This is a genomic window from Citrobacter sp. wls619, from assembly GCF_005281345.1.
GTDB lineage: Bacteria > Pseudomonadota > Gammaproteobacteria > Enterobacterales > Enterobacteriaceae > Citrobacter.
In genome coordinates this window covers 123,422-134,807 of sequence record NZ_SZXJ01000044.1, presented here as the reverse complement: position 1 = coordinate 134,807, position 11,386 = coordinate 123,422, and the positions used below count along the sequence as shown (strand labels likewise).

10 protein-coding genes are annotated in these 11,386 nt (G+C 52.6%); 4 read left to right on the top strand and 6 right to left on the bottom strand.

Annotation, left to right across the window (positions count from 1 at the left end):
* Nucleotides 1–5: 5 nt before the first annotated feature.
* The 5 genes from ftsP to FDX19_RS09895 all read right to left on the bottom strand — a co-directional run bounded on the left by ftsP (nt 6) and on the right by FDX19_RS09895 (nt 6,167).
* Nucleotides 6–1,418, bottom strand: coding sequence for a cell division protein FtsP (gene ftsP / locus FDX19_RS09915; protein ID WP_005123112.1), 1,413 nt, complete (start codon nt 1,416–1,418; stop codon nt 6–8).
* Nucleotides 1,419–1,489: 71 nt separating this feature from the next.
* Nucleotides 1,490–2,227, bottom strand: coding sequence for a 1-acylglycerol-3-phosphate O-acyltransferase (gene plsC / locus FDX19_RS09910; protein WP_040233973.1), 738 nt, complete (start codon nt 2,225–2,227; stop codon nt 1,490–1,492).
* A 196-nt stretch (nt 2,228–2,423) separates the two neighbouring features.
* On the bottom strand, nt 2,424–4,682 hold the full coding sequence (gene parC, locus FDX19_RS09905) for a DNA topoisomerase IV subunit A (RefSeq protein WP_137382565.1): 2,259 nt from the start codon (nt 4,680–4,682) through the stop codon (nt 2,424–2,426).
* 147 nt (nt 4,683–4,829) lie between these two features.
* The gene (locus FDX19_RS09900; protein ID WP_137382564.1) at nt 4,830–5,696 is read right to left on the bottom strand and encodes a GyrI-like domain-containing protein; all 867 of its coding nucleotides are present in this window, start codon (nt 5,694–5,696) and stop codon (nt 4,830–4,832) included.
* Between the two features lie 75 nt (nt 5,697–5,771).
* Nucleotides 5,772–6,167: a YgiW/YdeI family stress tolerance OB fold protein gene (locus FDX19_RS09895; protein WP_137382563.1), complete on the bottom strand. Its 396-nt coding sequence runs from the start codon at nt 6,165–6,167 to the stop codon at nt 5,772–5,774.
* Nucleotides 6,168–6,319: 152 nt separating this feature from the next.
* Between FDX19_RS09895 and qseB the strand changes: the two genes are divergently transcribed.
* The 4 genes from qseB (at nt 6,320) to FDX19_RS09875 (ending at nt 9,361) form a co-directional block, all read left to right on the top strand.
* Complete coding sequence (gene qseB, locus FDX19_RS09890; RefSeq protein WP_137382562.1) at nt 6,320–6,979, top strand: quorum sensing response regulator transcription factor QseB; 660 nt, start codon at nt 6,320–6,322, stop codon at nt 6,977–6,979.
* Nucleotides 6,976–8,325 carry a quorum sensing histidine kinase QseC gene (qseC, locus tag FDX19_RS09885; RefSeq protein ID WP_137382561.1) on the top strand — a complete coding sequence of 450 codons (1,350 nt, stop codon included), beginning with the start codon at nt 6,976–6,978 and terminating at the stop codon, nt 8,323–8,325. The genes qseB and qseC overlap by 4 nt, the downstream gene beginning before the upstream one ends.
* Nucleotides 8,326–8,434: 109 nt before the next feature.
* Nucleotides 8,435–9,016: an NAD(P)H-dependent oxidoreductase gene (locus FDX19_RS09880; RefSeq protein WP_137382560.1), complete on the top strand. Its 582-nt coding sequence runs from the start codon at nt 8,435–8,437 to the stop codon at nt 9,014–9,016.
* Nucleotides 9,017–9,046: 30 nt separating this feature from the next.
* The gene (locus tag FDX19_RS09875) at nt 9,047–9,361 is read left to right on the top strand and encodes a putative quinol monooxygenase (RefSeq protein ID WP_003024557.1); all 315 of its coding nucleotides are present in this window, start codon (nt 9,047–9,049) and stop codon (nt 9,359–9,361) included.
* 106 nt (nt 9,362–9,467) lie between these two features.
* Here FDX19_RS09875 and parE read toward each other — a convergent pair whose 3' ends face one another.
* The gene (gene parE, locus FDX19_RS09870; protein ID WP_137360701.1) at nt 9,468–11,360 is read right to left on the bottom strand and encodes a DNA topoisomerase IV subunit B; all 1,893 of its coding nucleotides are present in this window, start codon (nt 11,358–11,360) and stop codon (nt 9,468–9,470) included.
* Nucleotides 11,361–11,386: the final 26 nt, after the last annotated feature.

Below are 11,386 nucleotides of genomic sequence, written 5' to 3'. Positions count from 1 at the left end.
GCGCGTTACGGCGCCGGGTTTACCAACATCTGGCCAATAGAACCACGGTCTGCCATTTCCAGCGTCTGGCTGTTGAAGTAGAACGGGAAATGCGCCCAGGAAGGCTGTCCATAATAGACCAGCAACTCCACTTGCCCATCAACCCAAACGGTATCTTTCCAGCCACGATCTTCCGGGAACGGCATCGCGCCATTCACATTACGGATCAGGAAAGAGACGCCTTCAATATGGAACGACTGCGGCATATCTGCGCGCACGGTCCAGCGCTCCCAGGAGCCCTGCTGCGCAGTGATATCCATGCGATTGACATCCCACAGCTGGCCATTGATTCCGGGATCGTCATCAAGGCTAATATCACGGCTGCGAATCGGCGAGCCGCTCAAAATTTCGGTGGGTAACAGACGCATTGGCAGGCTATCCGTTACCAGCGGCAGAAGGCCGGTTGGTCGCAGAGTCAGTACCAGCGTGGAGATCAGGATACTGGAAGGTTCAAAGAAACCTCGGATCCTGTCAACAATACTGGCCGCCTCGCCGCAGGTAATCGAAACCTCATCACCGTTGGTCATATCAACCAGAATCTCACGTCGCTCACCTGGCGCCAGCGATAGCTGCTTCACCGAAACCGGCGCGGGTAAAAACCCCTGATCGCCTGAGATAACATGCAGCGCACGACCATCGCTCATTTTCAGCAGATAACGACGCGAATTTGACGCGTTCAGCAAACGCAAACGCACCCAGCCACGTGACACTTCGACATACGGACTTTGCGCCCCGTTGACCAGAAGAGTATCCCCCACAAAACCACCGCTGCCCGGTTCGCTATATTCTGGCGTACCAAAGTTATCCAGGCGCTTATCCTGAATAATGACAGGAAAATCATCCACGCCATAGTGGTTAGGGATCGGCAGTGATTTACTCACTTCATCTTCAACCAGCCACATCCCGGCAAGGCCGTTATAGACCTGCTGGGCAGTGCGATTTGGCGTATTGGCGTGATACCACAAGGTCGCAGCGCTCTGGCGGATCGGCAGCACGGGCGCCCAGTCCGCATTTGGCGACATCATACGCGCCGGCCCGCCCATAAGAGGACCTGGAACCTGTAATCCGGCAACGGTCATTGAGACATTTTCTGTCAGACGGTTGCTATAGATAAGCTTGACGTCATCGCCTTTCCAGACGCGGATTGTCGGCCCCAGGTAGCGCCCGTTAACACCCCAGACGGGTGCGCGCGTGCCAGGCGTAAACGACCAGTGCGCGCGTTGCAGCGTCATAAATAGCGGCTGTCCCCGACGGGACTCCAGCAGGGGGGGGACAGGTAGCGGTTGTTGCTGACCGGCAGCATTAGCCTTCAGCGGAACAGCACCTGCACACAGTGCGATCCCCGATGCCTGAATGAACTGACGCCGACTGAATGACATATAAGCTCCATGAAAAACTGGCGATTAACACGCAGGAAATCATTTCCTGTAACAAACCCGAAATGAGCGAATTAAACCTTACCGGCAGCTTCCCGCTCAGCAACTTCTTTATCGAGTTCTGCGATTTTTTGTTCCATCAGCGTGCGGCAATGCGCTGCCAGTTCACGAACCTGATCTTTACCAAAATGACTGATATCCACTGGCGGCAGCATCTCTACAATCGCCAGCCCATTATTGAGTCGATTCAATTTGATCTTATTAGAAGTCGTTGAAACGCAAACAGGGATGACCGGGACACCTGCAGCAATTGCCGCATGGAACGCACCTGTTTTAAACGGCAGCAGACCACGGCCGCGGCTACGCGTTCCTTCAGGGAACATCCAGATAGAGATACGACGCTTTTTAAAGTGGTTCACAACCGCCGCAATGGTGCTGTGCGCTTTGGCGCGGTTATTTCTGTCGATCAACAGATTACCGGTGAGCCAGTACAGTTGTCCGAAGAAAGGGATCCACAACAGGCTTTTTTTACCTACTGTGACTGTCGGTGGCTGAACGATGTTCGCTGCGGTAACCATGTCATAGTTATTCTGGTGGTTACAAATATAGATAGCATTACCATAGTTCTTGGCGTCAGGCGGCATGCGACATTCGACCTTCAGGCCATACAGGGGAGCCAGGCGACCAAACATATGGCCGAACGTCGCAACGTGTTTTGGATTTCTTGGGCTGAACAGACAGTATATGCAACCGAAAATACAGACCAAAATGCAGTAAATAACAGTAATAATTAAACGAAAAATATATAGCATAACAACCTCTAAAGGCCTAAGAGCCTGGCATTCTACGTCACCTGATTGCGAATACTGCATCAGGTTAGGGCATTGTTAAGAGCGGCTCTCTGGAAAAGCGTATTGTTAATCGCAACGCACGAATAAACAACGGTTTCACGGGAATTTTTAAAACAAGCTCTCCCTGTGCGAAAACAGGGAGAGCCAGACGCTGGCGTTATTCTTCGCTGTCGCCGTGACTGGCGCGTCGAGGCGAGTCAATCTCAACACGGTCGATGCGTTGCAGACCGCGCATGAGCGTACCGCGACGACCACGCTCGCCGGTTACCTTCTGTAGCTCTTCAGGACGCAGTTTAATTTTGCGTTTCCCGACGTGGATAGTCAGCGTGCTTTGCGGCGGCAGCACGTAGAGTTGTGCCAGACCATCTTCGCCTTTCGCCGCTTCCGCAGAAGGAATATTGATTATCTTGTTCCCTTTGCCTTTCGACAACTGCGGCAAATCGCTAACCGGGAACATCAACATGCGACCCGCATGGGTAATAGCCAGCAGCATATCGGTTTCATCTTCAATCACCACCGGCGGCATAACATGCGCGTTTTCCGGCAGCGTAATCAATGCTTTGCCCGCACGGTTACGTGCGACGAGGTCATTAAAGGTGCAGACAAAACCGTAACCGGCATCAGATGCCATCAGCAGTTTCTGATCGTCGCCTTCCATCAGCATATGCTCAACCGTCGCGCCCGGTGGCAGCGTGAGCTTACCGGTCAACGGTTCACCCTGACCCCGTGCCGACGGCAGCGTAATTGGGTCGATAGCATAGCTACGCCCGGTTGAGTCAACGAATACGACCGGCTGGTTGCTCTTCCCTTTCACCGCCGATTTAAAGCTATCACCCGCTTTATAGCTTAAGCCAGGAGCATCGATATCGTGGCCTTTCGCACTTCGCACCCAGCCACTCTGGGACAGCACAATGGTCACCGGCTCAGACGGCAACATGTCGTGCTCGCTCATCGCCTTCGCTTCTTCACGCTCCCGCAATGGAGAACGGCGATCGTCACCATAGGCATCCGCATCCGCCTGCAGTTCTTTCTTCAACAGGTTACTCATTTTGCGTTCAGAGGCCAGAATGCCCTGCAGTTGATCGCGCTCTTTCGCCAGTTCGTCCTGCTCACCGCGGATTTTCATCTCTTCCAGTTTGGCAAGGTGACGTAATTTCAGCTCCAGAATAGCTTCCGCCTGAGTTTCTGAAATACCAAACCGCGACATCAGCTCGGGTTTAGGTTCATCTTCATGACGAATAATTTCAATGACTTCGTCAATGTTGAGGAACGCAATCAGTAAACCTTCAAGAATGTGCAGGCGCTTGAGTACTTTCTCCAGGCGATAGTTCAGGCGACGGCGCACGGTATCGCGACGGAACGCCAGCCACTCGGTGAGGATCTCCAGCAGGTTTTTCACTGCCGGACGCCCGTCGAGGCCAATCATGTTCAGGTTAATGCGATAGCTTTTTTCCAGATCGGTAGTGGCAAACAGATGGTTCATCACCTGTTCCATATCCACGCGATTCGACCGCGGGACAATCACCAGACGGGTCGGGTTTTCGTGATCCGATTCATCGCGCAGGTCGTCGACCATCGGCAGCTTTTTATTGCGCATTTGAGCCGCAATCTGCTCCAGCACCTTGGCGCCGGAAACCTGGTGCGGCAGTGCGGAAATCACTACTGCGCCATCTTCTTTCGTCCATACTGCACGCATACGTACGGAACCGCGTCCGTTTTCGTAAATCTTACGAATCTCCGCACGCGAGGTAATGATCTCTGCTTCGGTCGGATAATCCGGCCCCTGCACGATATCCAGCAGTTGATCCAGCGTCGTTTTCGGCTGTTCAATCAGCGTAATTGCCGCTTTGGCCACTTCACGCAGGTTATGCGGTGGAATATCCGTCGCCATACCCACGGCAATCCCGGTCGTGCCGTTCAGCAGGATATTCGGCAGACGCGCAGGCAGCATTTTCGGCTCCTGCATGGTGCCGTCGAAGTTTGGCACCCAATCCGACGTTCCCTGACCAAGTTCACCCAGCAGGACTTCTGCATATTTCGACAGGCGGGATTCCGTGTAACGCATCGCGGCGAAGGATTTCGGATCGTCTGGCGCCCCCCAGTTCCCCTGTCCGTCAACCAGCGGATAACGGTAAGAGAACGGCTGGGCCATCAGCACCATCGCTTCATAGCAGGCACTGTCGCCGTGCGGATGGTATTTACCCAATACGTCACCGACGGTACGGGCGGATTTTTTAAACTTGGCGCTGGCGTTCAGCCCCAGTTCGGACATCGCGTAAACGATGCGACGCTGAACAGGTTTCAGACCATCACCAATAAACGGTAACGCCCTGTCCATGATGACGTACATGGAGTAGTTCAGATAGGCGTTTTCCGTGAATTCATGCAGCGCAAGGCGCTCTGCCATATCGCTCATTAATCGTGGTTCCTCAACTTATACCCGTCTATTGAAGGGCAATATTGCCGCAGATACTACCCTATCTGGCGTGTTGAGTCACAAAGTTCAGTGGATTTGGCGACGCAGAAATAACAATGCATCGCCAGGAATTGATTGTGAACAACGCTATACCAACGGCAAATAAATATCCGTGAGTAACTCGTGTTCGGCAACCTCATGCACGAAATTGAGATACTGGAAATAGACCGGGAAATCACGCAATGTTTCACCGCTACCCGGTAACCATTCCCGGAAAAGAAACCACACGCTGTCAGAAAGCGTGTCCAACGCCCCCTCGTGGCGCACTACCGCACAGCGTCCGGCGGGAATCTCACTGTTCACGACGCCAAACGCATTTTCGGGGACCGCCTGGCTGACGCTACCGCAAATATCAAAACGAAACTCTGCCGGCGGCGTGCTCTGTGGGTCATGCCAGGCAATGCCAAATGTCTGGCTGCCAGCAACCGGTGACAAGCCCGTCGTGCGTCGCCATTCGATAAACTTTGCGGCGCTGGCGTTAACCAAATCCGGATGGCCCCGATGCGTTAACATCGCCACCTGAATACGAGGGACATCGACAATTTTTACGTCCATTACGTGCTGCTCCTGAAATACCTGCTTAGGAATACGCTGGTGCCAGTCCAGCCAGTCCGGGGTTTGCCGGAACTGGCGAGGGCTTTTACCAAACGCAGTTTTGAAAGCACGTGTGAACGACTCCGGATTCTGAAACCCGGCATCCAGCGCAATATCAATGACTTTATCCTGCGGGTTAAACGCCAGTCGCCATGAAGCACGGCGCAGACGAAGCCACTGGATATAGCGATAAAGCGGTTGGCCACTCCAGGCAGTAAACTGCCGATGAAAATGAAATGGCGAACTGTGCGCCATTCGGCTTAACGCCTCAAGTGTAAGGGGCTCATCCAGATGACGCTCAATGTGTTCACAAACACACCGCAATCGTCTGGCATAAGCCGCGCTGAATCGGTCATTCATCACTGCCTCCTTGTGGCTTATTCTGTCCACCTGGCCGCATTGAATCCTGACCGATCTTGCGCACTCTTCGTAGGATTACGGATTTACTTTGCGGATTTGTTTCACGTCGATTTCAACGGAGTTCCAGTCTTTATCCACTTCACCCTGAATTTCAACCGTATCCTGCGGGCCGACGGTTACGCCGTTCCAGCGTTTATGGTCGATATCCACATTAACCGTGCCAGTGGCATCCTTAAACAGGTACAGATCGTCGGAAATACGTTCAACGATGTTCCCGCGTAGCGTGACCCAGGTGTCATCACGCAGTGATTTTGCACTTTCAACAGTGGTGCTGCTGCCGTTCGGGCCAGTAAACCCGCCATTTTGACTTTGCGTCGTCGTCGTAGGTCCAGAGAAACCGCCCTGCTGTGCGGCAAAAACAGGTGCGGAACACAATGCCATCACGGCAACCATTGCAGCTAATTTTTTCATCTTCATGTCTCCCTTTCATGTTGGTTTACGACTATTTAATAAGTTAATCCTTAACAAGTTCTTAAGGCAAAAAAAGATACTTTTTTTGCTGTACAGAGACCGTTATCACAAGGTTTACTGTCGGCAAAGAGCGTTATCGCAGGGAAGAACATATGCGTATTTTACTGATCGAAGATGACACGTTGATTGGCGATGGCCTTAAAACAGGCCTGAGTAAAATGGGTTTCAGCATCGACTGGTTTACCGAAGGTCGTCAGGGGAAAGAAGCACTGTACAGCGCCCCTTATGATGCGGTGATCCTCGACCTGACGCTGCCTGGTATCGACGGGCGCGATATCCTGCGCGAATGGCGGGCAAAAGGTAAGCAAGAGCCTGTGCTGATTCTGACGGCTCGGGACGCGCTGACAGAACGCGTTGAAGGCCTGCGCTTGGGCGCGGATGACTATCTGTGCAAACCCTTTGCACTCATCGAGGTTGCCGCCAGACTGGAAGCATTGGTACGCCGAGCCAGCGGCCAGGCCAGCAACATTCTGAGTCATGGTCAGGTCTCGCTTGATCCCGGCGCGCTGGTCGCGACAGTCGCAGGTGAACCTTTGTCACTCAAACCCAAAGAGTTCGCCCTGCTGGAACTACTGATGCGTAATAAAGGCCGCGTGCTGCCGCGCAAACTGATCGAAGAAAAACTGTATAACTGGGACGAAAACGTCTCCAGCAACGCCGTTGAAGTGCACGTCCACCACTTACGCCGTAAGCTCGGCAGCGACTTTATCCGCACTGTACATGGTATTGGCTACACCCTGGGTGACGCATGAAACTCACACAACGCCTCAGCCTGCGCGTCAGACTAACGCTTATATTCATGATTTTGGTTTTAGTGACCTGGCTGATTTCCAGCTTTGTCGCCTGGAAGCAAACAACCGATAACGTGAATGAGATGTTTGACACGCAACAGATGCTGTTCGCCAAACGCCTTATCACGCTGGATCTCGATGAACTAAAAGCCTCTGAACGCATAGCGCATACCCCGAAAAAATTCAAACATGGTCATATTGACGACGATGTTCTGACCTTTGCGGCCTACACGCCAGAAGGGAAAATGGTTCTTCACGATGGCGACAATGGCCAGTACATTCCCTATAGCTATCGCCGGGAAGGTTTTGACGATGGCTATCTGAATGGCGACAACGATAAATGGCGTTTTGTCTGGCTGACTTCCGCAGATAAAAAGTATCGAATCGTTGTCGGCCAGGAATGGGAATATCGTGAAGATATGGCTTTAGCGATTGTGACAGCACAATTGGTGCCGTGGTTGGTCGCTTTGCCGCTGATGCTGTTAATCCTGATTGTGTTGTTAAGTCTTGAACTTAAACCACTGAAAAAACTGGCGCAGGCGCTACGTTTACGCGACCCGGAATCAGAAGAACCGCTCAGTTTGAAAGGCATTCCTGGCGAGGTCCGCCCGTTGGTTGAATCACTCAATCAACTTTTCACTCGTATTCATACCACCATGGTGCGTGAACGGCGCTTTACTTCAGATGCTGCTCACGAGCTGCGTAGTCCGCTGACGGCGCTGAAAGTGCAAACCGAAGTGGCGCAACTGTCTGACGATGATCCTCAGGCAAGGCAAAAAGCCTTAATGCAGATGCAGGCCGGGATCGATCGCGCCACGCGTCTGGTCGATCAGTTACTGACGCTTTCGCGCCTTGACTCCCTCGACAACCTTCAGGATGTAGCGGAAATCTCGCTGGAGGAGTTGCTGCAATCTTCGGTGATGGATATCTACCATTCGGCCCGGCAGGCGCATATTGACGTACGATTGCAGATTAACGCCCACGATATCAAGCGTATGGGACAACCGCTGTTACTTAGCCTGATGGTGCGGAATCTGCTGGATAATGCGATTCGCTACAGCCCGCAGGGTAGCATTGTGGAAGTGACGCTCAACGCCCGCTATTTTAGCGTCAAAGATAACGGCCCGGGCGTGGCACCGGAAGTCCTGACGCACATTGGTGAACGCTTTTATCGTCCGCCGGGACAAAGCGTTACCGGCAGTGGTTTGGGCCTGTCGATCGTTCGTCGTATAGCGACCTTACACGGGATGTCTGCCTCGTTTGGTAATGCCCCGGAAGGCGGGTTTGATGCCAAAATCAGCTGGTAAAGACCGCATTATTGCTAATAATGCAAAAGACTTTGCACATTTTGCTAATTTCACCGCACCACTGGTGGGAGTACACTCATCCTCAAACGTATTTCCTTGAGGACACAAAATGAGCAACATTCTGATTATCAATGGTGCGAAAAAATTCGGCCATTCTAATGGTCAACTGAATGACACCCTGACCGAGGTCGCGGACGGTATCCTGCGCGACCTCGGGCATGATGTTAAAGTCGTACGGGCAGACAGCGATTATGACGTACAAACAGAAGTGCAGAATTTCGTCTGGGCCGATGCGGTTATCTGGCAAATGCCTGGCTGGTGGATGGGTGCACCGTGGACGGTGAAAAAATACATCGATGACGTGTTTACCGCAGGTCACGGTACGCTGTACGCCAGCGATGGCCGTACACGTTCAGATGCCTCTAAAAAATACGGTTCCGGCGGGCTGATTCAGGGCAAAAAATACATGTTGTCTCTGACCTGGAACGCACCAATGGAAGCCTTCACTGAAAAAGACCAGTTCTTCCATGGCGTTGGCGTTGATGGCGTGTATCTGCCGTTCCATAAAGCAAATCAGTTCCTGGGAATGGAAGCGCTGCCGACCTTTATCACCAATGACGTGATTAAAATGCCAGATGTTCCGCGTTATATCGCAGAATATCGCAAGCATCTGACCGAGATTTTTGGTTAACTAGTCACCTGGAATTAGAAGGAGTTAACCATGCTTACCGTTATTGCAGAAATCCGTACACGTCCAGGTCAACATCACCGCCAGGCGGTACTGGATCAGTTTGCTAAAATCGTTCCGACCGTACTGAAGGAAGAAGGCTGCCACGGCTATGCGCCGATGGTGGATCATGCTGCGGGTGTGAGTTTTCAGACCACAGCACCAGATTCAATCGTGATGGTTGAACAGTGGGAAAGCATCGCGCATCTTGAAGCGCATTTGCAGACCCCGCATATGAAAGCCTACAGCGAAGCCGTGAAAGGTGACGTGCTGGACATGAATATTCGTATTCTGGAGTCGGGTATTTAAGATTGTCGATTTGCCGGGTGACGCTTAGCTATCCGGCATAAATCGCTTCGTCAGATGAGAGCCGGATAAGGCATTTTATACCCGTCTCCGGCTTTTCTACATGCAATTACCCTTCGAGATCCGCCAGGTCGCCTTTCTCCTGCAACCAGTTTCGACGATCTTCAGAACGCTTCTTGGCCAGCAGCATATCCATCATTGCGTTGGTACGCTGATCGTCTTCATCATCGATAATGAGCTGCACCAGGCGACGGGTGTTCGGATCCAGCGTAGTTTCACGAAGTTGCATCGGGTTCATTTCACCCAGACCTTTAAAGCGTTGTACGTTCGGTTTCCCTTTCTTGCGCTTTAACTGCTCCAGCACGCCCGCTTTTTCTTCTTCTGTCAACGCGTAATACACCTCTTTGCCGAGATCGATACGGTACAACGGCGGCAGCGCCACATAGACGTGACCGTGTTTCACCAGCGTACGGAAGTGTTTCACAAACAGCGCGCACAGCAGCGTCGCGATGTGCAGACCATCGGAGTCCGCATCAGCCAGAATACAGATCTTGCCATAGCGCAGTTGGCTCAGATCATCGCTGTCCGGATCGATACCGATCGCCACCGAAATATCGTGCACTTCCTGCGAGGCCAGCACTTCATCAGAAGAGACTTCCCAGGTGTTGAGGATCTTACCTTTCAGCGGCATGATCGCCTGGTATTCACGATCGCGTGCCTGTTTGGCCGATCCGCCCGCCGAGTCACCTTCGACGAGGAACAGTTCGGTGCGATTGAGATCCTGTGCGGTACAGTCCGCCAGTTTCCCTGGTAGAGCCGGACCGCTGGTCAGCTTTTTGCGGACCACTTTTTTCGCCGCACGCAAACGACGTTGCGCGCTGGAAATCGCCATTTCTGCCAGCAGCTCGGCAGACTGCACATTCTGGTTCAGCCACAGGCTAAAGGCATCTTTCACCACGCCAGAAACGAATGCCGCACACTGACGCGAAGAGAGGCGCTCTTTGGTCTGTCCGGCAAACTGTGGATCCTGCATTTTTACCGACAGCACATAGGCGCAACGATCCCAGATATCTTCTGCCGACAACTTCACGCCACGCGGCAGAATATTGCGGTACTCGCAGAACTCGCGCATCGCGTCCAGCAGTCCCTGACGCAGGCCGTTAACATGCGTACCGCCCTGCATAGTAGGGATCAGGTTGACATAACTTTCAGTCAGCAACTCACCGCCTTCCGGCAGCCACAGCAGCGCCCAGTCAACAGTTTCCGTCTCACCGCTAAAATTACCGATAAACGGTTTTTCCGGCAGCGTCGGCAGGCCATTCACCGCTTCGCTCAGGTAGTCATTCAGACCGTCCTGGTAGCACCAGCGCTGCTCGCTGTTGTTAACTTCATCTTTAAAGGTAATTTCTACGCCCGGGCACAGTACCGCTTTGGCTTTCAGTACGTGCGTTAAGCGAGAAACAGAGAAACGTGGGCTGTCAAAGAAGGTTTCATCCGGCCAGAAGTGCACGCTGGTACCGGTATTGCGTTTACCGCAAGTACCGACCACCTGCAGATCCTGCACTTTGTCACCGTTTTCAAACGCGATGTTGTAGACCTGACCATCGCGACGCACGTTCACTTCTACACGTTTTGAAAGCGCGTTGACCACGGAGATACCCACCCCGTGTAAACCGCCTGAAAACTGGTAGTTCTTATTGGAAAACTTACCGCCTGCATGCAGGCGACAGAGGATCAGCTCGACCGCAGGAACGCCTTCTTCTGGGTGAATATCCACCGGCATGCCGCGTCCGTCGTCAATGACTTCCAGCGATTGATCGGCATGTAAGATCACATCCACGCGTTTCGCGTGGCCAGCCAGTGCTTCATCCACACTGTTATCAATCACTTCCTGCCCAAGATGGTTAGGACGGGTCGTGTCAGTGTACATCCCAGGGCGACGGCGTACCGGCTCAAGCCCAGTGAGTACCTCAATGGCATCAGCGTTATAAGTTTGCGTCATGGTTTAAATTAGCAATTCGAATTGAT

What these genes read in the sequence shown, in the direction of transcription:
- FDX19_RS09900 (WP_137382564.1), bottom strand. Translation starts at nt 5,696, where the DNA reads ATGAATGACCGATTCAGCGCGGCTTATGCCAGACGATTGCGGTGTGTT.
- parC (WP_137382565.1), bottom strand. Translation starts at nt 4,682, where the DNA reads ATGAGCGATATGGCAGAGCGCCTTGCGCTGCATGAATTCACGGAAAAC.
- plsC (WP_040233973.1), bottom strand. Translation starts at nt 2,227, where the DNA reads ATGCTATATATTTTTCGTTTAATTATTACTGTTATTTACTGCATTTTG.
- qseB (WP_137382562.1), top strand. Translation starts at nt 6,320, where the DNA reads ATGCGTATTTTACTGATCGAAGATGACACGTTGATTGGCGATGGCCTT.
- ftsP (WP_005123112.1), bottom strand. Translation starts at nt 1,418, where the DNA reads ATGTCATTCAGTCGGCGTCAGTTCATTCAGGCATCGGGGATCGCACTG.
- qseC (WP_137382561.1), top strand. Translation starts at nt 6,976, where the DNA reads ATGAAACTCACACAACGCCTCAGCCTGCGCGTCAGACTAACGCTTATA.
- FDX19_RS09895 (WP_137382563.1), bottom strand. Translation starts at nt 6,167, where the DNA reads ATGAAAAAATTAGCTGCAATGGTTGCCGTGATGGCATTGTGTTCCGCA.
- parE (WP_137360701.1), bottom strand. Translation starts at nt 11,360, where the DNA reads ATGACGCAAACTTATAACGCTGATGCCATTGAGGTACTCACTGGGCTT.
- FDX19_RS09880 (WP_137382560.1), top strand. Translation starts at nt 8,435, where the DNA reads ATGAGCAACATTCTGATTATCAATGGTGCGAAAAAATTCGGCCATTCT.
- FDX19_RS09875 (WP_003024557.1), top strand. Translation starts at nt 9,047, where the DNA reads ATGCTTACCGTTATTGCAGAAATCCGTACACGTCCAGGTCAACATCAC.